Raw genomic sequence first — 20,816 nt, forward strand, 5'->3', positions numbered from 1 at the left:
CACATTCACCGACGACATCGAAATATCCACAGACAAAGCGCAGTCATTGGTAAATGAGATATATAGCGGTTCAGAGGGACTCAAACGCCGAATGTCTCAGGGACTGGATATTAGCCGCGAGCAATGGTCAGGGATTAAAGCACTCTACGACGCCGAGATACGCTTTGCTGATGAGGTGGCCAAACAATTGCTGCAAGAAGCTCGAACCGCCTCAAACCGAAAGTTGATAGTAGTTATCACCGGCGACCACGGGGACCTTTTTGGAGAGTCGAACATTCTCGGCCACAATCTGCTGTTACACGATGGGCTGATCAGGGTTCCGCTGATCGTGATAGGAATCAACGGAATGACAGACGGGAAAGAAACAGTCACCCAACACATTGACGTTACGCGTACCCTGTCGGCTATAACAGATGTGACTTCCGACCAATTCGAAGGTCAAGACCTCCGGGATACGGGTCGGACATTCGGGATTAGCCAACGTGGGATTGTTCACATGGACGCTTACACTAAGCACAACAGCGAATTCGATATCGAACTGGGCAGCAATCCAGTGACTGCAGTCCGCACAACGGATTACAAATATATCGAAGGCGGGTCTAGCCAGCTACTGTACGATCTGCCGGACGAGGAAACAAATATGAGTGATATACACCCTGATGTAGTTGAAAAGCTATCAGACATTATTACGGACAGAGGTATTATCTGGAAATCAGATAGCGGTCAAGAGCAAGCCGATTTTGGACAGGAAACGCAGCAACGTCTCCAAGACCTGGGCTATCTTACGGATTAATCAACGACCAATCAAGCTCGTTTGCAAGACTGAGTCATCTATCATACACTTGAATCGTCGATTGAGCAATTATTGACCAGTCTAATTTTGCAATTTTGTCGTATCCGTTCCCACCGAGACGATCCAGGTCTACTTCCAGTGCCCGTTTCATCGCGTTTCGAAGCCCTGAAGGCTCAACCGAGTCATACAGTAGACCGTCAGTACCGTCTTCGATAAGTTCGGGGAGACATCCGAGTGCGGGAGTAATAACCGGCCGTCGCATGGACATCGCTAAGATCGCACTTCCTGACGTGAGTATATCTCTGTAGTGGAGAACGATGATATCCGACGCCTTGAAATACTTTGCAACCTCTTTCTCAGGAATGAATTTCAGTTCAGTACGGACATTATTCCCCTTAGCTCTTTTATTTATACTCCGTCGTAATGTGTCACTGCTCGGTTTCCCCGCTATAAGTAACATAGCGCGCTCTTCGTCTAATTGAGTGAATACTTCGATCAGTTCTGGGATCTGTTTATATTCGCGAATACGACCGAAGAATGTGAAGACGGTACGGTCATCATCAATCCCCAAATCGTCGCGAGCGCTGTCTTTGGAGAGGTCGGGATAACGCCCGATATAGTGACCGTGTGGTATGACTTCGATCGGTGTTTTAGATCCTATAGAGTATGTCTCACGGATGATGTCTCGCGCCGTATCACAATGGACGATCAAATCATCACAGAAGTGCTGTGCAACAACTCGCCGCCACAGCGATTCCCACCGTGGGTATGGTTGCTTGTGAGAAAGGCGGTCATGTACCGTCCAGACTACCTTCACACCCAGTAATCGTGCTACAGTTAGTTCAATTAGTAGACGAACCGTCTTTAGTACAGTGAGAGTGAGCGAAGAGTCGATCATCAGAAATTGTAGCCAGTGGATGTGAACAACGTCAGGTAGCCCAGTCCGCGACATTGGACGGAGTATCGGAAGATACGAATCCCAGGAGTAGGAGCGGACGTTGATATCTTTCGCTTCCATCGCATCGGTTAGCGAAGATAAATATTTGTTTGATTCGTTCTCCGGCGGTATTAGCATTACATCCATGCGTGACTAAGTCCGTTATGTCCAAGCTGTTTTATATAACGCGTTATCGGCAGCATCTACTACACGCACGCTATTTACCATAATGAAAGTAGTCAAGCGTTCTTGCGACGAGATTTCTGGGCTAATTTGAATTCATAATGTGCCTGTAGAAGGCTTAGCTCGAGACCATGAATTCCCTCCTTATATCCGCTATAATAAAAAAACCGTATTAGAAAGGTCCTGATTGGGTGCCATAGCCACTGTCCGAAGACGTAGTCTGTCTGTTTTGCCTTTACAGTCGAGTACCGTTCCGATTTGTCAAGGAACTCTTCACGTGTTCTATAGCGGTAGTGTGTGATAGCGTACTGATCCTCGGCAGGGGCCTTGAATTCAGTCGTGCTTTCGTCGATGTTGACGAATTGATGTACACCCTCGGAGAACTCAACGCTCCCTCGACGGAACAATCGCTTTTCGTAATTCGGCCAGTATCCACACGAACGAGTGACTTTTCCGAATATTATGTGCTTCCTCGGGAAGGAAATAATGTCGCGGTCCCCGGAGCTAATCCACTCGTGGATATCGTCTTCAATTCCCTGAGGAGCCCTCTCATCCGCATCAAGCCAAAAAATCCATTCGTTAGATGCAGCCTCGATGCCGAGCATGCGTGTGTGATCGAATCCCGAGCTCCTGTCAGTGTCGTCCTCAACTAAAACTTTGTCAGCAATTGTGGAAGCTATTTGCCGGGTCCCGTCATCGCTCTGTCCGTCAACGACGATAATTTCATCACACCAAGAGAGGGACTCTAAACACTCGGAGATATCTCTAGACTCGTTGTGTGTGATGACTACCGCCGATATGGTCATAGAACAATAGCAGTTGATACAGTGTTAGTATTTTTGTCTTTTGAATGGGGTCCGTCGAGAGCAAGCAATCTGTGTTTCAGATCGGATATCTCACAACACCTTGATCATCGCAGCCTCGCCGTCTTTACCACGATGTATAACCTCATGCTCTCTATTCAATCGCTCCAAGGTCTGCGAACTGGCAATCACGTACGAGTCCGATTGCAGCTGTTGTACCTCACTCGCAGTAAGCTCGCTCATTGGGTTACGCTCGTAAAAGGCGAACACACGGGGCTGCCTGCTGCCATTGATGCTCGTGTCGTAGTACACGGTTTGTTCGGCGGGAATCGCTGCTTTATCGGCGAACTGGCGCTGGTCGTTGTCCCAGGTACCGGTGTTAGCGGGGAACGTCATGACGCCGATTAGCAATACGACAGCCGCCAGACCACCGACGACGTACACAGTATCGAGCATAGAGTCGGAGACAGGAACTGACACCTCGGTTGTCACCCACCGCCACAGTTGGCTGACCAGAGCTCCCATCAGGAGCACAGCTGGGACGACGGCCGGTTTGATGTACCACAGATGATTCCCACCGATGACAGCGAAGAAGACGTATACACTCACGAACCACCATACTAGAAACAGCTCTGACCACGAGCGGCCATCGGAATAGAGACCGGCAGTCACAGAAACTAGGATTGCGGTCGCCAACAGCGGTGTGAAGAGCCAGTAAGAAGAGGGTATATCAACGAAGTACGGGTAATTCATGAAGCTGAACGTGCCACCGTACGTCGCCAGTTCCCCAGCGCTTCGCTGTAGGACTTGATTGATGAGATAGACGTCGATGAATACCTTCGGCTCCTCGAGATACGCTACCAGATGCTACGACCCACCGATAACAAACGAGGCGACTGCGCCGAGAACAGCTTCACGAGTCGTCAGGGTCTGGCGGTATCGTACTGCCACTGGAACGAGGATGACTAAGAATACACCGGCTGCCACACCTTTGGTGAGGACAGCACTACCAGCCGCGATACCGGCCACATAGAACCACCTCGGTGCGTCCTCGACGGCCCTGAGAACAGCGTAAACGAACGCGACACCGAAGAAGAGAAAGAGCATCTCGATATCAGCGGTCCACATGGAGTGCCCCCGGCGAAAAATGAGCGGTTGGACGTAGAACAGCAGGCCAGCCGTGATTCCGGTCTCCCAGTTGAACCATCGGCGGCCCAGATCAAACGTCAACAGAGCGATGCCAACGCCTGCGAGAACCGAAGGGAGCCGTGCTGCAAACGTTGAGACGCCGAATATGGACATCGATACGGCTTGTATCCACATCCCGAGTGGTGGCTTCTCGACGAACGGCTGAAAGACTGCGTCATCGTAGTGGAGATGTGGTATTACCCAATATCCGCCGTTGATCATGTGGCGCGCAGAGTTTGCGTACCAAGATGCGTCCCAGTAGCTAAGCGTAGGCTGTATGACTGCGATTATGTAGAGGTATATCGCAAACCCGACAAATATCAATAATGCATAAGGGAACATGAGTCGCTTTTGATCGGAAGTGATTTGAAACATAATTGGACTCGGTTACATAGAAGAGTAAATTACAATCATTTGAGTCTGCTGTTCTCAGAGTATTTGGTCAAACCTCATACATAAGTGGCACGAGCTCTTGCCTGTATTTAATCTGCAGTTGAAGAAGTCAGCGTAAAGCATTTGCATAGCATACTCAAGTTAGCACCATGGACCGGACTCTACTTGTCGTCGGTTGGGATGCGGCGACAACCGAACATCTTGATGCGTTTGATCTGCCGTTCTATGAACAACTCACCGAGGGTGGCGTCCTCCAACCAGAGCCGTTCTGGCAAAATCGCGAAGTAGACAGCGGTACGGCGTGGACGACTATAACGACCGGTCTATCGATGTGGGATCATCGAGTCGCGACCCTTTCAGGAATGATCGATGCTCCTTGGAAGCTCCGTACCCTCTCGAAAGTCGACCGTCTGATTCCAAGGGATGTACTTAACACACCGGCAAGGATATGGTTTCGCCGTCTCGCACTCGGCAGCCAACCAACGAACGACGATATTCCATATAAAAGGGCGTGGCACCACGTCCCAAATTCGTTAGGCGCCTTTGTCCCACTTACTTACCCGCCAAAACCAACCGATGGAGTTACTATAAGCGGTTTTCCTAGTCCGGAAGTAGCTGTCGAACCAACAGATATCGAAGATTCCGTTCGGCAGCGATACGATGGCGAGCCAGAGCGGAAGTTTGACGAAGATGGTGGTGTCCGCGAAGGCTACATAGATGACCTGTATGAAGCCCACACGCAACAAGTCGAAACCGTTCGCTGGCTCACAGATAATCAAGATTTCAATCTTGTGTTCGCCGTGTTTACACTCTTAGACAGGCTCCTCCATGTTACAGACGAAGGTGACTCTCGGATTCAAGAAGCCTATGAGAAGATGGATTCGACAACCGCATCACTTGTTGATGATATCGACCCGGACGATGTGCTGATAATCAGTGACCACGGGATGACGTACAACCCTCGTTGGAAGTGGCGTCACATCCACGATGAAACGTCCGGTATCTGGGCAGGAACGACTGACTTTGGCATAGAAACGCATCTCGATGTCACCCCCACTATTCTTTCGTATTTTGATATCGAGATGAACAAGACCAAGTATCAAAATCCGAGGACAGATCGAGAAACCAGAGGGATGGAAGAAAAGCTCGAAGACTTGGGATATCTCTGAGTAATGGAGACCATTGCACTCAGTTACCAGAAACGACGACACGCTGAATCACTTTCAGCAGTAGTAGAATCTTTGCCAGTTCCGTACACAGTCGAGATAATCGAAGCAGATGGTTTAGAGCTATTTTTGAAGCTGACGAGTGGAAATTACAGCGCGATTCAGACAGATGAAGCACTCAGGCGAGGAGGGGTAGCAGCTCTGGCCAGTTCGTATCTGGACGTTCCACTCATCGTCGATATCCAGGGCTGGGCAGACTATCTAAACACACACAACCAGTTTGGGCGAGTAATCGAAGAGGGAATTAAAAGAACGACACAGTTTGTTCTGTCTCGGGCAGATGGGTGCATCTTCGTGACGAGGGAAGCGAGAAGACGGATGTCCGCAAGATATGATTTTGAGGGGTGGCGCTATGCGAAGCCCGTTTTCGACGTAGAAGGATACGCGACTGCAACACCGGACGAGTACCCCGAGGAGACATCACTATTAACAGTCACTAATCTGCGCTACAAAGAAAAGCTCGACGGCGTGAAAACGGTACTAAAAGGGATAAAACCGTTACTCAGCGAATTCAACGTGAAATTTCGCATCGCAGGTGGTGGCCGGTATCTCTCAAATCTAAAACATTTCGTCTCCGGATATCCCTACGCTGATAGCGTTGAAGTCCTTGGCCACCGAGACGATATCCCGCAGATACTGGCATCGGGAGATGTTTTCATCTACGTCAGTTATCTCGATTCACTAGGAATGGTTATACTCGAAGCACAGGCATCTGGGCTTCCAGTTGTTGCGAGTGACACCGGAGGGATTCCAGAAGCAGTCGGCGAAGCAGGAATCGTGGTCCCACCGGAACCGACAGAGATCACAGAGAGTGTCCGAACCTTGCTGCGTACACCTGAATTGAGAAAAGAACTGAGTAATCAGGCGATCGAACGGACTACAAATTATAGACGCCGTCAAGCAATACACCACGTCGAGCTCTGGGAGACACTCTTGAGCGACAGTTAAAGGACTGCTACTCACGGGCAGTTTGCTCGTAAATTATGCGTCGAATCTTACGAGGCACCAGTCGAAGCCCTCCACGCGTCGCTGTATTGAATAAAAACACCGGGAGCGACGTGAATCCGCGTCTGTAGAACTCGACTTGAGTCCGAATCTCCTCGCGGGCGTACTCCCAGCCACCGCGACGCCCGTACAGCTCCTCACCCGCCCTGACGTTCACCAAGACTTCGGGAATATTCGCGAAGGTCGCATCGTCGAGTAGCATCCGGACCCAGAGGTCGTAGTCCTCCATGGGCTCAACGGGTCGGTAGTTGCCAGCCGCAAGAACAGTCTCTTTGTCAAAAATCACGGAAGCATGATTCATCGGGCTTCGAAAGCGAGCCATCCGCTCGATATCCTCGTGATCGGTCGGCACCTCGCGTCGACCAACTGGCTCACTGGGGTCAGTTTCGAATTCGTCGATATACCCGCCAACGATGTCGACGTCAGGGTTCGCGGTGAGGAAATCTATCTGCTGTTCAAACCGAGTTGGGACCGAAATATCGTCGGCATCCATCCGGGCGACGTAGTCGTGGGCCGCCTCCTCGACGCCTGTTCGGAGGGCGTTACCCAGACCCTGGTTCGTGGGAATCTGAACCGACGTGAACACGGAGGGGTGTTCTGTCTCGAAGCGTTCGACGGTCGCCTCCAGCTCGTGGGAGAGTGGCCCATCTTTCACGATGAGGATTTCGTCGGGCCTTCGAGTTTGGTCCACCACACTCCCGATAGCCGTCCCGAGTTCTTCGGGGTCATCGTTAGCGTATGTCGGCAAAACAACGGAGAAATTAACCATCGACTTATAGATTACTTGGGCGGTAAAAACATGTTTTGTCATTCCGTAGCCGTCTGAATCTGCGTCTATCAGCTTGCGTTCCCCAAGACGGGTCTTCGAGTCGAGAAGAAGAGCGACGCGGCGTACTCAAGCAGGCCCAGGGGGTAGCAAGATACAGGTCGCCCGATAGTGTGGCCATACTCTGGTCGATAGCGATACCAGCACGACAGTAACTGCAATCTGCTTGGGAGTAACGTTCAAGCCACCGCTAAAGCAACTGGACAGGGGTTCTGTCTACTCGCTGCAACTACGTACGCAGTTAATGAGTAGCTCACAGCGTTTTTATATGACAGCCACAATCTAATTCGTAATGGAGTCTGGGTGGCGCTACCGGGTTGTAGCTCCGACGGGGGCGGCCTTGCTTATTGGGATGTCGGTGTTTCTCGCCAACACGCCGCCGCTGCAAGACCTCGTGACCGCGCCGCCAGTACTCGATAATCTGGAACCGACGACGCTTTCGAACGGTGATTTGATGGACCAGATCGTGGCGACAGTCGGGATTACGCTCGTCGTGCTGTGGCCGCTGTTCAAGCCTCGTCCACGACGGATTCTGGATACGATTTCGCTGAGCCACAAACGAGTGGTTCTGACGGCGGCCATCCTGGCAGCCATAGGCTACTTCGATTGGTCCTCGCGGCTCCCCCGGACAACGCTCCTGTTGACGATTGCGCTACTGGGGGTGTGCCTTCCGCTGTGGTTCGTCACAATCCGGCAGCGCCCTCGAACGCTGAAACGCGCCATAATCGTCGGCGATGACATGGAGATTATGCGGACCCTCCACGAGAGCTCCGAGGTACCGATTTTAGGCGTCGTCTCCCCCGCGAGCGTCCACCCCAATGAGAACCAGTATCGAATCTCCGACGGAGGAGTGACGATCGAACGACCGGAGGAACTCCCACGACTGGGTGGACTCTCCAGACTCGACGAAGTGCTCGTGGAACACGACGTCGACACCGTCCTCCTAGCGTTCAAGCACCCGGACCGCGAGGAGTTCTTCGGTGCGCTCTCTGCGTGCTTCGAACACGGAGTACAGGCGAAAGTCCACCGTGACCACGCCGACAGTGTGCTCGTCGCCGATGCGGCCGGTGGCGAACTCGTAGACACGCATTTGGAACCGTGGGACTGGCAGGATTATCTCGTCAAGCGAGCGTTCGACGTGGCTTTCGCTGCCGCGGCGTTGGTGTGTTTACTCCCGTTCTTGGCCCTCATCGTGGTCGCAGTCAAACTCGACTCCTCCGGACCAATATTCTATAAACAGACACGAACCGCCGCCTTCGGGGAGACGTTCACCGTCTACAAGTTCCGGACGATGACCACCGGACGGGAGACGACGACGCCGACGGGCGAAGACAACGAACGAATTACGCGAGTCGGGCGATATCTCCGCCAGACCCATCTCGATGAGATCCCGCAGCTGTGGTCGATTCTGGTGGGCAATATGAGCGTCGTTGGTCCCCGAGCAGCCTGGACTGACGAGGAACAGCACCTCGAAGCCGAGACCAACGAGTGGCGCAAACGGTGGTTCGTCAAACCCGGGCTGACCGGACTCGCACAGATAAACCAGATGACCAGCGAGAATCCCCGGGCGAAGCTTCGCTACGACATCGAGTATATCCGCGGGCAGTCGTTCTGGTTCGACCTGAAAATAGTGGTGAGACAGCTGTACACCGTTGGTCTGGATGTTCTGTGGCTAATTAGGAAGCGACTCCCGTAATTTAAACCTGAAGTGACACTCGAAGTAGGAGAGCGGTTAATTGTTCAGTCCTTCGTCGATACTGCTGAGTGTAGAGTATCAGTTAGATTGGGGAGACTGTTGTTGGCTTTCCTCCGTCCAGCTGCAACTATATGATGGCCGCTCGGTTTTGTGTCCTGCTGAACAAATTTACCTACCACAGAATATAGTGCCGCGACAGAAATCCGCATCTGTTGATTTCAATCATGGTTTCCATCTCCGGAGCTTTTCGACGATATCCGGGGGAAGATCGTTTATTATTTTCCGCTTTACTTGTTTCTTAGCCCGATAATCAAACACACGTTTCAATGATTTCGTATAGCATCTTAACTGTTCTGTGCCGGATTTTGCAAGGCCATTTGTAACACCAATATCATTTAGTGTTGTGTGATATCGGGAGAATTTTGCTCGGTAAAGTGTGTCCCAGTGATGGTAATGCAAAATAGAAATGTCGGATGGGAATAGTGTCCTCACTGACGCTGGATAATTCTCTCGTTCGGTCAATTCTTCATGTTCAAACTTGCTCATAATCATCGCGAGAGACACCTGATCCGCATAAAACGGTTGGGTTATCTGTGAAAAGACCGAATCAGTGAGTTCGAGCCATTGCTGTGGAATATCACTCCGTGACGTAGCCACAACTCCTGCATTATAATATGGGAGAATCTGCCGACCGTCAACAGTACTTTGCGTTCGTGTATTTGGGAATTCAAACCCGTGTGAGGAATAGATTTCTCTCCATTCTGAGATCGCTGCCTGACTCCCCCAGTACTGTGCTCCAATGTCGACTGGTTTTGCAAACACGTCTGCCTCGGTAAATTGGATTGATGGTGAGTCAAAGACGAGAACATCAGTATCAACCAGTATGTGTGGAGGAGCATAGCGATCGGCCGCTATAGCAAAAGCGTCTAATTTTGCAGATTGACCGTAGTCCGGTATCGTTGTCTCACCTTGGACCACGTCAGTGCATAATTCATCAAACAGAGATAGAGAGTTGTCTGAAATATCATCTATCTCGGATTCAGGTATGAAAACGACTGATCGATATGATGTGTTATTATTTATTGATTTAGCAAGATACACTGCCATCTTCTCAAACTTCCCAGAGCCGGCTGCGAAAGAAATAGTAGCGTTTTTATTTGGATTTGACACTAAATCCGACACTTGTGTTAGGTGAAACGGTCTGTGATACATCAATACTATGGTTTGGAGCCGGTTTAAGCGTAGAATCGTCGATCGGCGGAGTAGCACATCCTTCGACGCTTGTTGTCCCAACTGGCATTAGGATTAGATTAAATCATTTCGCGTTCTACCAAGTGCATATTTCCTTCATCAGCATGTTCAGTGGCCAAGCAAGTCTCGACTCAACAAACCCGTTTTTACGCGTGCTAGAGACAAACAATAATCAACAACGGTCTCAGATGGAGAGAAACGGACTGGCTCGGATAGTGAATCAAGCATCCGTCAAAACCGCGCCGGACTCCTCATTCCACCGTCACGCTTTTCGCCAGATTCCGCGGCTTGTCGATGTTGCGGCCGAGCTTCGCCGCGGTGTGGTAGGACAGCAGCTGCAGGTGGGCGTTGGCGAGCACGGCGGCCGCTCGCGGATGGGTCTCGGGGATCTGGAGCACGTGGTCGGCGTAGCGGTGGACGTCGGTCTGGCCGTCGGTAATCGCCACGACGGGCGCGTCGCGGGCCTCGACCTCCTTGACGTTGCCCACGGTCTTGCGGGCTTTCTCGTCGTCGCCGATGACGACAGCGAACACCGGCGTGTCGGCCGTCACGAGCGCGAGCGGGCCGTGTTTGAGCTCGCCGGCGGCGAACCCCTCTGCGTGTTTGTACGTTATCTCTTTCATCTTCAGAGCGCCTTCCAGAGCGACGGGGAACTGGAGCCCCCGGCCGATGAAGAAGTACGCGCCGGCGTCCTGGTAGAGCTCGGCGACTGCCTCGGCGCTGGACTCGTCCAAGATGCGCTGGAGGTCGCCGGGCAGTTCCCGGAGGGCGTTGATGACCTCGCGGGTGTCGTCGCCCTGGGTCATCCCGAGCGTGAGCAGGTTCAGCGCAGCCAGCTGCGAGGAGAAGGTCTTGCTGGCGGCGACGCCGATCTCCGGACCGGCCCGGATGTAGAAGGCGTGGTCGCACTCGCGGGCCGCCGTCGACCCGACGACGTTGGTGACGACGAGGGTGCGGGCGCCGCGTTTCTCGGCCGCCCGGAGCGCCGACAGCGTGTCGGCCGTCTCCCCGCTCTGGGTCACGCCGATGACCAGGGCGTCGCCGATGGGCGGGACGGAGGTGGCGTACTCGCTGGCGAGGAAGGCCTGGGCCGGGATGCCGGCCTCGCGGAAGAGGTGCGCGCCGTACAACGCGGCGTGATAGGAGGTGCCACAGGCGACGAACTGGACGCCGGTCGGCGAGAGGTCGCCCAGGTCGTCGAGGTCGACGGTACCGGCCATCTCGTCGACGCGCTCGCGTAGGCACTGCCGGAGCGCCCGGGGCTGTTCGTGTATCTCCTTTATCATGTAGTGGTCGTACCCGCTCTTGCCGGTCTCCTCGGGGTCCCACTCGACGGTGTCGACGTCCTTCTCGACCACGGTGCCGTCGACGTCGGAGACCACCCAGCCGCTCGCGTCGAGCCGGGCGAACTCGCCGTCGGCGAGATAGACGACCTTGTCCGTGAAGTCCCGGAAGGCGGGCACGTCGCTGGCCAGATAGGTCGCGCCGTCGTCGAGCCCCAGCACGAGCGGGGAGTCGTGGCGCGCGGCGAAGATGGCCTCGGTGCCGGCGATGACGACGGCGACGGCGTAGCTCCCCTCCAGCCGGGCGATGGCCGCCCGGACGGCCGCCTCGGGCTCGGCGCCGGCTTCGAGTTCGGTCTCGATGAGGTGCGGGATGACTTCGGTGTCGGTGTCCGAGGTGAACGTGTGCCCGGCGGCGACGAGCTCGTCGCGCAGGGACTGGTAGTTCTCGATGATACCGTTGTGGACGACGGCGACGTCGCCGTGACAGTCCTGGTGTGGGTGGGCGTTGCCGTCCGTCGGCGGCCCGTGCGTGCTCCAGCGGGTGTGGCCGATGCCGACCGAGCCCGACAGCGACGCCGACTTCAGGGCCGCCCGCAGGTCGTCGATCTTGCCCGAGGTCTTGCACAGCGACACCGTGTCGTCGGCCATCGCGACGCCGGCCGAGTCGTACCCCCGGTACTCCAGCTTCGAGAGGCCGTGGACGAGCGTGTCGAGCGTCTCCGACCCGCGGCCGACACAGCCGATGATGCCACACATCAGCGGGTCACCTCCGCGCCCTCGGTGACGTTGCCACGCACCGTCACGCCGACGTCGAGCGTGGCCTTCGGGCCCACCAGCGAGCCCGGCGTGAAGCTGACGTTGCCGCGGGCCCGCGCCCGGTCGGCGATGACCGCACCGAGCTGTTGCCCCTCGAAGATGGTCGTCCCGACCTGAACGTCGGCCGGGCCGGCCGGGACCACCGTGCTCGCACCGAGGTGGACGTCCTGTCCGGTGACGGTGTCCAGCAGCGTCGAGCCGGGGTCGATACGCGTGTCGGCGTCGATGACGCTGTGCTGGACGACCGCGTTCGAGCCGACGGTGACGTTGCTGCCAAGCGCCGTGTCGGGGCCGATGACGGCGTCCGGGCCGACCTCGCAGTCCTGCCCGACGACGACCGGCCCCTGCAGGACCGCCTCGCGGTGGACGCGCGCCGAGTCGGCTATCCAGACCCCGTCGCTGCGGGCCGCCTCGACGACGCGGCCGCGTGCCAGCACCTCGCGGGCGACCGTCAGCAGGTCCCACGGGTAGGTGGCGTCGACCCACATCCCGTCGACCTCGACGCCGCGGACGCGGTCGCGGTCGATGATGCGTTCCAGCGTGTCCGTCAGCGCCAGCTCGCCCGCCTGCCGGGGCGTCTGCTCGACGGCGGTGAAGATGTCGGCCGAAAAGGCGTAGACGCCCCCGTTGATGAGTCGGTAGTCACCGTCGCGGGGCTTTTCGACGAGCTTTACGATGTCGCCGTCCCGCACTTCGACGGCGCCGTACCGGCTCGTCTCCTGCCGTTCGACGACGGCCAGCGACGCGTCACCCGTCCCCGCGAAGCTGTCGGCGACGGCCGACACCGTGCCGGCGTCGATGAGCCGGTCGCCGTTGAGAACCAGCACCGCCCCGTCGACGGCCTCCCGGGCCTGCAGGAGGGCGTGGCCGCTGCCCAGTTGCTTGCTCTGTGTGACGTACGTGACAGGTACGTCCCGGTAGGTCGGTCCGAAGTGGTTCTGTACCCGGTCGCGCTTGTAGCCGACCACGACGACGAGTTCCTCGACGCCGGCTTCGACCAGCGAGTCGAAGACGTGTTCGAGAATGGGACGGTTCCCGGCGGGTAGCATCGGTTTCGGCCGATTACGCGTCAGTGGGCGAAGGCGAGTTCCCTCGCCAGCGGCGAGAACCACCGCTGTATCGATGTCCATACGGGTACCACTGCAAGCAGGGATTTGAATATGGCGGGCATAATCCCTCGAAATTTGTGTAAGCAGGTGACTGATAGTAATTATTGTAGATTATTTCCGGATAGCACGACCCGGGGTCGGTGCACACCGGTAAATCGCTACACGGATCACTGTGAAACATTGTGCGCGGCCCAGTGGCCGGTGACATCGTGGCCGCCGTCGGGCGAATCCGACTCGGTCGGACACCGCGTTCCGTGCGCCCCGTTGCTCGGCGGTCTCCGCGTCGCTTCGAGACCCCTCCCGCCGCTCGGGCTCTCGCTACTGCTCTACGGCTCCCTACGGTCGCCGTTTCGCTTCGAGGTCACTCGCAAGCTCGTGACCTCGCTACTGCTCGCGGGTCACTCCGTTCCCCGCCGCGCTTCGTCGAGGAATCTCGCTGCGCTCGATTCCTCGCTACTGCTCTCCCATCCGATCCCCGGCGACCCGACGGCCCTTCGTCGTCAGCGCGACCTCCGTGCGCTCGCGGAGGACGCTGATGACGTCGAGCTCGATGAGCCGGTCGAAGATAGCCTCGGTCTTCTCGACGTCGATGCCGACGAAGGTGGGGATGTCGAAGGGCGACACACCCGAGTGCAGCGCCATGATGACGCGTTTCTCCGTCGAGGAGAGGTCCAGGTCCGCGCGGTTCTGCTCGGCGCTGTCTTCGAGCATCGTCCGGAGGACGGTGGCGTGGAACTCCTCGCCGGCGAGGTGGGTCTCGACGCTGATGTCGCCCTCGCTGTGTTCGACCTGGATGACCGTCCGCTCCTCGCCCGAGACCTGCTTGTCCTCGACTGTGAGGTCACCGATGTCGGCCCGGTCGATGTCGACGGCCTGTCCGTCGGCCATCGCGAGTCTGAGCGCCTCGTCGGAGACTTTCAGCCGGCCCTTCGTCCACTCGGAGTTCTGGACGACGCCGCCTTCGAGGGCGGGGTGCTGGACGAGGACGACGGCGCCGTCCAGACTCGCCCGGTAGAAGTCCGTCTGGAAGGCCTCGTGGTTCGACGCCGACACCAGAAAGACGTCTTCGCCGACGTGGAGCGCGACGTACTCGGAGACGCCGGCGCTTTGCTGGTTCACGTCGAACCGGTCGGCGATACGGTCGATATCACTCAGCGCGAGCTGTGTCTTGCTGTCGGCGATGAGCGCGATGCGTTCGGTGGTGAGGATGACACGACAGTTGCGCCACTCGGCGTCGGTGAGGCGCTGGCCCTGCGAGACCGCCTGCAAGTACTGGCCCTGCGTGTCGGCGATCTTCTTCTCTGTGTCGCTCATACCCCGCGTGTGCCGTCGTTATCGAGGCCGGCGCAAATAGGTTCCGCCGCGAATGTCGATGCTGAGAACGGGGCGGCAACACCGCCGGTAGCGCCAAGGCTTATCACCACACCGCCGTAGGTGTGAACGATGACAGGGGGCGACGAGGCCGGTCGAGCCACCGCGCTGGACGACCGGCCCGCCATCGACCCGCCGGCGTGGTTCGTCGAGCAGGCGAACGTCTCGGAGTCGTCGGTGTACGACCGGTTCGAGCGCGAGTGGCCCGACTGCTGGCGGCGGGCGGCCGACCTGCTGGAGTGGCACGAACCGCCCACCGACGTGCTCCGCGGGGCCGACGGCCTCCCCTTCGAGTGGTTCCCCGACGGGACGCTGAACGCCTCCCACACCTGTATCGACCGACACCTCCCGGAGCGCAAGAACCAGCTCGCGCTCATCTGGGAGGGACACGTCGGCGAGTCCCGGAGCTACACGTACCGGGAGCTGTACCGCGAGGTCAACGCCGTTGCGGCGGCGCTTCGCGGGAAGGGGGTCGAAGCCGACGACGTCGTGACTATCTACCTCCCGAACGTCCCGGAGCTCCCGGTCGTGATGCTCGCGTGTGTCAGGCTGGGCGTGATTCACAACGTCGTCTTCGCGGGCTTTTCGGCCAACGCGCTCGCCGAGCGACTGGAACGAACCGGGTCGTCGCTGCTCGTCACCTGTGACGGCTACTACCGGCGGGGCAGCGCCGTGGCCCAGAAGAACAAGGCCGACAACGCCCGCATCGCCGTCGAGCGAGACGTCGACGTGGTCGTGCTGGACCGACTCGGACTGGACGTCCACCTCGGCGAGGGGTACGACGACTACGACCGACTGCGCGCGGAGTACGACGGCGAGACGGTCGACCCGGTTCCGCGGGACGCGACCGACACCCTCTTTCGCATCTACACGTCCGGGACCACCGGCCAGCCAAAGGCCGTCGACCACACGACGGGGGGGTATCTCTCCCACGTCGCGTGGACGAGCCACGCCGTCCTCGACGTCAAGCCCGAGGACACGTACTGGTGTTCGGCCGACATCGGCTGGATCACCGGCCACTCCTACATCGTCTACGGCCCGCTCGCGCTCGGAACCACGACGGTACTGTACAACGGTACGCCGGACCACCCCGAGAAGGACCGCATCTGGGAGATCGTCGAGGAGTACGCCGTCGACGTGTTCTACACCGCGCCGACCGCTATCAGAGCGTTCATGAAGTGGGGCGAACGTCACCCGGCGAGTCACGACCTCTCCAGCCTGCGCCTGCTGGGCACCGTCGGCGAACCGATCGACGAGCCGGCCTGGCGGTGGTACCGCGAACACATCGGCGGCGGGGAGTGTCCCGTCGTCGACACCTGGTGGCAGACGGAGACGGGCGCGATTCTGCTCTCGACGCTCCCGGGCGTCGACGCGATGAAACCGGGAGCGGCGGGCAAGCCCCTGCCCGGCATCGAGATGGGAGTCGTCGACTCCGCGGGCGAGCCGGTCGGGACGGGCAACGCGGGCGAACTCGTCGTCACCCGTCCGTGGCCGGGGATGCCCCAGTCGCTTCGCACCGGCGAGGGCTGGGGTGCGGCTGCGGCCCGTGGGGAGGGGTGGCACTACTCCCCGGAGGACGGGGCGACGGTCGACGGGGACGGATACCTCACGCTGCTCGGTCGTATCGACGACGCCATCAACGTCGCTGGACGGCGGTTCAGCACGATGGAACTCGAATCGGCTATCGCGAGCGTCGACGGCGTCGTCGAGGCCGCCGTCGTCGGGGCGGACCACGCGACCACCGGGACGGCCGTCTACGCGTACGTCTCGCCGACGGGCACCTGTGCCGAGGCGGACCTCCAGATGCGGATCGAGCGGGCCGTCGAATCGGCCATCGGTAGCGTCGCCGTCCCCGAGGCGGTGGTGTTCACCCCCGAACTCCCGAAAACGCGCTCCGGGAAGGTGATGCGCCGGCTGCTGACCGCCGTCGCCAACGGCGAGGCGCTGGGCGACATCAGCGCGCTCCGGAACCCCGAGATACTCGGGGAGTTGCAGTCGGCGACGCCCGAGTGAGTCGCCGTTTCGGTTTGTTCGACGCTGCCGAAACGCTGCTGGAGATTTCGATCGGTTCGACACTGGAACACAGCACGAACCCGGCTCGAAAGAGCCGTCTTCGACCATACACTTATTTCGCTAGCTCGTGAATAACCGAAGCATGTCTACCGGGGCCGACGTGCTCGGAGCCCGAGGGTACGAGCGACTCCGACGCGCCGCCGAAACGCACCGCGAGGACCTCGTCGTGCGGCTGGGGGCCGAAGTCGGGCTGCGCCCGACCGAGATGACGGGCGTCCGACTGGCCGACATCGCGACCGCCGGAGACCACCACTTCCTGGCGGTTCGTGACGGCGAGACGGCGACTCGCGAGGCCTACCTGCCGTCGGACGTCGAACACGACGTGCGGAAGTTCGCCAGCGCTGCGGGACGTGACGACGACGAACCGCTGCTGTCGGTCTCGGCCCGTCGCCTCCAGATGCTCGTCGGCGAGGTGGCCGACCGCGCCGGTGAGACCGACCCGCGACTGGCGGACGTGTCCTCTCGTGACCTGCGCTGGCGGTTCGCGGCGAGCCTCCTCGCCGAGGGCGTCCCCGTCCACGTCGTCTGTGCGCTCGGCGGCTGGAAACGCCTCGACCGCCTCGACCCGCTGCTCGACGACCCCGACCGCGAAACCGTCGTCAGCGCCGTCGACGGCGTCGAGACCGACGCGGCGCCGGCTCGCCTCCGCCGGACCATCGGCGTCGCAAGCGAGGTCGGTGCGGCGCTGTCCGAGGCCGCGACCGGCGAGGAGATAGCCCGGACGCTGTGTGACCGGCTGGCGGCCACCGAGGGCTTCCGGTTCGCGTGGGTGGCGGAACACACCGGTGACGGCCTCACGCCGCGTGCGATAGCCGGGGTCGGCGAGCAGCGAGTCACCGAGCAGCGACGGGCACACGCCGGTGTGGCGACCGACGCGATAGACGCCAACGACGTTCGACCGGTCGAGGGAGCGAACGGACCGGTCGTACTCGTCCCGCTCGTCCGCGAAGACGCCGTGTCGGGCGTGCTGGCCGTCGGCACGACGGCCCGCCTCGGCGACGCCGAACGGGAGGTCCTGCGGGCGCTCGGAACCCACATCGGCGCGGCGCTGTCTGCCGTCGAACGGAAACGCCTGCTACTGGCCGATACGGTCACCGAACTCACCTTCCGATGTACCGACGCCGACGCCGTGACCGTCGGGCTCTCGGAGACGCTCGGCTGTCGGGTCGAGCTCTCGGGCGTGGTGCCGGTCGGTGGGCGGTCGCTACTGTACTATCTCGTCGTCGACGGCGCGCCGACGGACGCGGTCCTCTCCTACGTCACCGACGACGCCGCCACCGTCGACGCCCGCCTCATCGAGGACTACCGCGACGGAGCGCTACTGGAAGTCGTCGTCACGGCGGCACCCACGCTCCCGCTCGTGGAGAACGGGGGCCGTATCCGGGACCTAACGGCCAGACACGGCGACGCGGTTATCACGGCGGAGCTGCCCACCGACATCGACCTCCGCGACGTCGTCGATACCGTCGTGGGCGCCTACCCCGGGACGACGCTGACCGCCAAACACGAGACCGAACGCCCGGTCGAGACGGACAGGGGGTTTCGCGAACACCTGTCCGACCGACTCTCCGACCGACAGGCGACCGTGTTACAGGCGGCCTACCACAGCGGCTACTTCGAGTGGCCACGCGGGACGACCGCGGAGGAACTCGCCGACTCGCTCGCCATTTCCGCTCCGACACTCCACAACCATCTCAGGAAGGCCCAGCAGAAGCTCTTGACCGCTTTCTTCGCCGAGGAATCTGAAACTCCCTCGAAGGAAGCAGAACGAGAAGTGTAAGCTCACTGTTTCGATAGTTAGACCCCCCGTTTATCAACCGCCACGGGATTGTCTATGATAGACCATGTCAGATGAAGAGGTCCAACTGGAGGCACGACTCGAAGCACAGGACGTCTTCGAGCCACCGGAGTCGTTCGTCGAGCAGGCCAACGTCGCAGACCCCGCCATCTACGACGAGTTCGAGGACGAGTGGCCCGGCGCCTGGGAGCGGGCGGCCGAGTTGCTCGACTGGGACTCGGAGTGGGACCAGGTCCTCGACGACAGCGACGCCCCGTTCTACGAGTGGTTCACCGACGGCGAACTGAACGCCTCGCACAACTGTCTCGACCGGCATCTCGACGAGCGCGGCGAGGAGGCGGCCATCGAGTGGATCGGTGAACTCGGCGAGAAACGCACCTACAGCTACGCGCAGCTCCACCGGGAGGTCAACGAGTTCGCCGCCGCCCTGCGCGAGCTGGGCGTCGAGGAGGACGACGTGGTCACGATGTACATGCCGATGATTCCGGAGCTCCCCGTCGCCATGCTGGCGTGTGCCCGCATCGGCGCGCCGCACTCGGTCGTCTTCGCGGGCTTCTCCGCGGACGCGCTGGCGACGCGGATGGAGTCGGCCGACTCCGAGTTCCTCGTGACCTGTGACGGCTACTACCGTCGCGGCGACCCGCTCCCCCACAAGGAGAAGGCGAACGAGGGGCTCGAAGACGTGGGCCACGAGGTCGAGACCGTCGTCGTCGACCGGTTAGACGACGACTACGACCACCCGATGAAGGAGGGCGAGCACGACTACGACGAGCTCGTCGCCGCCCACGAGGGCGCCGAGGTCGACCCCGTCACGAGAGACGCCGAGGACATGCTGTTTCTCATGTACACGTCGGGGACGACCGGCCAGCCGAAGGGGGTCAAACACACGACGGGCGGCTACCTCTCCTACGCGGCGTGGACCAGCCACGCCGTACTGGACGTAAAGCCCGACGACACCTACTGGTGTTCGGCCGACATCGGCTGGATCACCGGCCACTCCTACATCGTCTACGGCCCGCTCGCGCTCGGAACCACGACGGTGATGTACGAGGGGACGCCCGACTACCCCGAGAAAGACCGGCTCTGGGAGATCGTCGAGGAGTACGACGTGACCCAGCTCTACACCGCCCCCACGGCCATCCGCGCGTTCATGAAGTGGGGCAAGGAGTACCCCGACAGCCACGACCTCTCCAGCCTGCGCCTGCTGGGCACGGTCGGCGAGCCCATCAACCCGCGCGCGTGGAAGTGGTACTACAAGCACATCGGCGACGAGGACTGCCCGGTGGTCGACACCTGGTGGCAGACCGAGACCGGCGGGATGATGCTGACGACGCTGCCGGCCATCGGCGAGATGAAACCCGGGTCCGCCGGCCCGCCGCTGCCGGGCGTCAGCGCCGACGTGGTCGACGTCGGCGGCGACCCCGTCGGGGCCGGCGAGGCCGGCTATCTCGTCGTCAACCGACCCTGGCCCGGGATGCTCCGGACGCTGTACAACAACGACGAGCGCTTCATCGACGAGTACTGGCGGGAGTACTCGAACCCCGACCGCGACGAGTGGGTCTACTTCCCCGAGGACGGCGCGAAACTCGACGAAGACGGCTACATCACCGTCCTCGGTCGGGTCGACGACGTGCTCAACGTCTCGGGGCACCGTCTGGGGACGATGGAGATAGAGAGCGCCATCGTCGGCGTCGAGGGCGTCGCCGAGGCGGCCGTCGTCGGCGGCAAACACGACATCAAGGGGGAGGCGGTGTACGCCTACGTCATCACCGAGGACGGCACCGAGGAGAACGAAGCGCTCCGTGAGCGCATCATCGAGGGCGTCGAAGACGCTATCGGCCCCATCGCGCGGCCGGAGTCGGTCATCTTCACGCCCGAACTCCCCAAGACCCGCTCGGGGAAGATAATGCGTCGACTCCTCGAAGACATCGCCAACGGCGAGGAGCTGGGCGACACCAGCACGCTTCGCAATCCCGACGTAGTCAGCGACATCCAGTCGAAAGTCGGCGGCGACTGAGAGGAGCGTCGTGCCGAGCGGCCGGTGTTCGCCGCCCGGTGGCGG

At 59.4% G+C, this 20,816-nt stretch carries 16 protein-coding genes; 7 read left to right on the top strand and 9 right to left on the bottom strand.

All coding sequences use genetic code 11. From position 1 onward, the window contains the following. Positions 1–91: 91 nt before the first annotated feature. Positions 92–793, top strand: a complete 702-nt coding sequence (locus tag NDI56_RS10300) for a sulfatase-like hydrolase/transferase (RefSeq protein WP_310919415.1) — start codon at positions 92–94, stop codon at positions 791–793. Positions 794–827: 34 nt separating this feature from the next. Here NDI56_RS10300 and NDI56_RS10305 read toward each other — a convergent pair whose 3' ends face one another. From NDI56_RS10305 to NDI56_RS10320, 4 genes are all read right to left on the bottom strand, one after another. Further along, positions 828–1,691, bottom strand: a complete 864-nt coding sequence (locus tag NDI56_RS10305) for a glycosyltransferase family 4 protein (RefSeq protein WP_335342706.1) — start codon at positions 1,689–1,691, stop codon at positions 828–830. A gap of 278 nt (positions 1,692–1,969) precedes the next feature. Next, on the bottom strand, positions 1,970–2,719 hold the full coding sequence (locus tag NDI56_RS10310; protein ID WP_310919417.1) for a glycosyltransferase family 2 protein: 750 nt from the start codon (positions 2,717–2,719) through the stop codon (positions 1,970–1,972). A 90-nt stretch (positions 2,720–2,809) separates the two neighbouring features. Then, positions 2,810–3,469 carry a hypothetical protein gene (locus NDI56_RS10315; RefSeq protein WP_310919418.1) on the bottom strand — a complete coding sequence of 220 codons (660 nt, stop codon included), beginning with the start codon at positions 3,467–3,469 and terminating at the stop codon, positions 2,810–2,812. A gap of 114 nt (positions 3,470–3,583) precedes the next feature. Continuing rightward, complete coding sequence (locus NDI56_RS10320) at positions 3,584–4,246, bottom strand: ArnT family glycosyltransferase (protein WP_310919419.1); 663 nt, start codon at positions 4,244–4,246, stop codon at positions 3,584–3,586. Positions 4,247–4,446: 200 nt separating this feature from the next. Here NDI56_RS10320 and NDI56_RS10325 point away from each other — a divergent pair, with 200 nt between their 5' ends. Together NDI56_RS10325 and NDI56_RS10330 are read left to right on the top strand one after the other, a co-directional pair. Beyond that, positions 4,447–5,466, top strand: a complete 1,020-nt coding sequence (locus NDI56_RS10325) for an alkaline phosphatase family protein (protein ID WP_310919420.1) — start codon at positions 4,447–4,449, stop codon at positions 5,464–5,466. Between the two features lie 3 nt (positions 5,467–5,469). Next, positions 5,470–6,471, top strand: a complete 1,002-nt coding sequence (locus NDI56_RS10330; protein ID WP_310919421.1) for a glycosyltransferase family 4 protein — start codon at positions 5,470–5,472, stop codon at positions 6,469–6,471. A gap of 7 nt (positions 6,472–6,478) precedes the next feature. On the opposite strand, the gene NDI56_RS10335 is transcribed toward NDI56_RS10330, so the two are convergent. Further along, positions 6,479–7,297 (bottom strand): glycosyltransferase, encoded by an 819-nt coding sequence (locus NDI56_RS10335; protein ID WP_310919422.1) that lies wholly within the window; start codon positions 7,295–7,297, stop codon positions 6,479–6,481. A 349-nt stretch (positions 7,298–7,646) separates the two neighbouring features. Here NDI56_RS10335 and NDI56_RS10340 point away from each other — a divergent pair, with 349 nt between their 5' ends. Continuing rightward, positions 7,647–9,050 carry a sugar transferase gene (locus tag NDI56_RS10340; protein WP_310919423.1) on the top strand — a complete coding sequence of 468 codons (1,404 nt, stop codon included), beginning with the start codon at positions 7,647–7,649 and terminating at the stop codon, positions 9,048–9,050. 222 nt (positions 9,051–9,272) lie between these two features. On the opposite strand, the gene NDI56_RS10345 is transcribed toward NDI56_RS10340, so the two are convergent. From NDI56_RS10345 to NDI56_RS10360, 4 genes are all read right to left on the bottom strand, one after another. Continuing rightward, positions 9,273–10,232, bottom strand: a complete 960-nt coding sequence (locus NDI56_RS10345; RefSeq protein WP_310919424.1) for a hypothetical protein — start codon at positions 10,230–10,232, stop codon at positions 9,273–9,275. 320 nt (positions 10,233–10,552) lie between these two features. Continuing rightward, on the bottom strand, positions 10,553–12,343 hold the full coding sequence (glmS, locus tag NDI56_RS10350; protein WP_310919426.1) for a glutamine--fructose-6-phosphate transaminase (isomerizing): 1,791 nt from the start codon (positions 12,341–12,343) through the stop codon (positions 10,553–10,555). Then, complete coding sequence (gene glmU, locus NDI56_RS10355; RefSeq protein WP_310919427.1) at positions 12,343–13,533, bottom strand: bifunctional sugar-1-phosphate nucleotidylyltransferase/acetyltransferase; 1,191 nt, start codon at positions 13,531–13,533, stop codon at positions 12,343–12,345. The genes glmS and glmU overlap by 1 nt, the downstream gene beginning before the upstream one ends. Positions 13,534–13,965: 432 nt before the next feature. Then, on the bottom strand, positions 13,966–14,826 hold the full coding sequence (locus NDI56_RS10360; RefSeq protein ID WP_310919430.1) for a CheF family chemotaxis protein: 861 nt from the start codon (positions 14,824–14,826) through the stop codon (positions 13,966–13,968). A 129-nt stretch (positions 14,827–14,955) separates the two neighbouring features. Between NDI56_RS10360 and NDI56_RS10365 the strand changes: the two genes are divergently transcribed. The 3 genes from NDI56_RS10365 to acs all read left to right on the top strand — a co-directional run bounded on the left by NDI56_RS10365 (position 14,956) and on the right by acs (position 20,771). Next, positions 14,956–16,896 carry an acetate--CoA ligase gene (locus NDI56_RS10365; protein WP_310919431.1) on the top strand — a complete coding sequence of 647 codons (1,941 nt, stop codon included), beginning with the start codon at positions 14,956–14,958 and terminating at the stop codon, positions 16,894–16,896. Positions 16,897–17,038: 142 nt separating this feature from the next. Next, on the top strand, positions 17,039–18,736 hold the full coding sequence (locus tag NDI56_RS10370) for a bacterio-opsin activator domain-containing protein (protein ID WP_310919432.1): 1,698 nt from the start codon (positions 17,039–17,041) through the stop codon (positions 18,734–18,736). Between the two features lie 64 nt (positions 18,737–18,800). Beyond that, on the top strand, positions 18,801–20,771 hold the full coding sequence (acs, locus tag NDI56_RS10375) for an acetate--CoA ligase (RefSeq protein WP_310919433.1): 1,971 nt from the start codon (positions 18,801–18,803) through the stop codon (positions 20,769–20,771). Positions 20,772–20,816 lie beyond the last annotated feature (45 nt).

This window comes from Halomicroarcula saliterrae (assembly GCF_031624395.1).
Classification (GTDB): domain Archaea; phylum Halobacteriota; class Halobacteria; order Halobacteriales; family Haloarculaceae; genus Haloarcula; species Haloarcula saliterrae.

Bases quoted from the DNA above. Each gene is read 5' to 3' on its own strand.
- glmU (WP_310919427.1), bottom strand. From the start codon at position 13,533: ATGGACATCGATACAGCGGTGGTTCTCGCCGCTGGCGAGGGAACTCGC.
- NDI56_RS10330 (WP_310919421.1), top strand. From the start codon at position 5,470: ATGGAGACCATTGCACTCAGTTACCAGAAACGACGACACGCTGAATCA.
- NDI56_RS10325 (WP_310919420.1), top strand. From the start codon at position 4,447: ATGGACCGGACTCTACTTGTCGTCGGTTGGGATGCGGCGACAACCGAA.
- NDI56_RS10365 (WP_310919431.1), top strand. From the start codon at position 14,956: ATGACAGGGGGCGACGAGGCCGGTCGAGCCACCGCGCTGGACGACCGG.
- NDI56_RS10310 (WP_310919417.1), bottom strand. From the start codon at position 2,719: ATGACCATATCGGCGGTAGTCATCACACACAACGAGTCTAGAGATATC.
- NDI56_RS10360 (WP_310919430.1), bottom strand. From the start codon at position 14,826: ATGAGCGACACAGAGAAGAAGATCGCCGACACGCAGGGCCAGTACTTG.
- NDI56_RS10315 (WP_310919418.1), bottom strand. From the start codon at position 3,469: ATGAATTACCCGTACTTCGTTGATATACCCTCTTCTTACTGGCTCTTC.
- NDI56_RS10340 (WP_310919423.1), top strand. From the start codon at position 7,647: ATGGAGTCTGGGTGGCGCTACCGGGTTGTAGCTCCGACGGGGGCGGCC.
- NDI56_RS10335 (WP_310919422.1), bottom strand. From the start codon at position 7,297: ATGGTTAATTTCTCCGTTGTTTTGCCGACATACGCTAACGATGACCCC.
- NDI56_RS10300 (WP_310919415.1), top strand. From the start codon at position 92: ATGTCTCAGGGACTGGATATTAGCCGCGAGCAATGGTCAGGGATTAAA.
- acs (WP_310919433.1), top strand. From the start codon at position 18,801: ATGTCAGATGAAGAGGTCCAACTGGAGGCACGACTCGAAGCACAGGAC.
- NDI56_RS10370 (WP_310919432.1), top strand. From the start codon at position 17,039: ATGTCTACCGGGGCCGACGTGCTCGGAGCCCGAGGGTACGAGCGACTC.
- glmS (WP_310919426.1), bottom strand. From the start codon at position 12,343: ATGTGTGGCATCATCGGCTGTGTCGGCCGCGGGTCGGAGACGCTCGAC.
- NDI56_RS10305 (WP_335342706.1), bottom strand. From the start codon at position 1,691: ATGATCGACTCTTCGCTCACTCTCACTGTACTAAAGACGGTTCGTCTA.
- NDI56_RS10320 (WP_310919419.1), bottom strand. From the start codon at position 4,246: ATGTTCCCTTATGCATTATTGATATTTGTCGGGTTTGCGATATACCTC.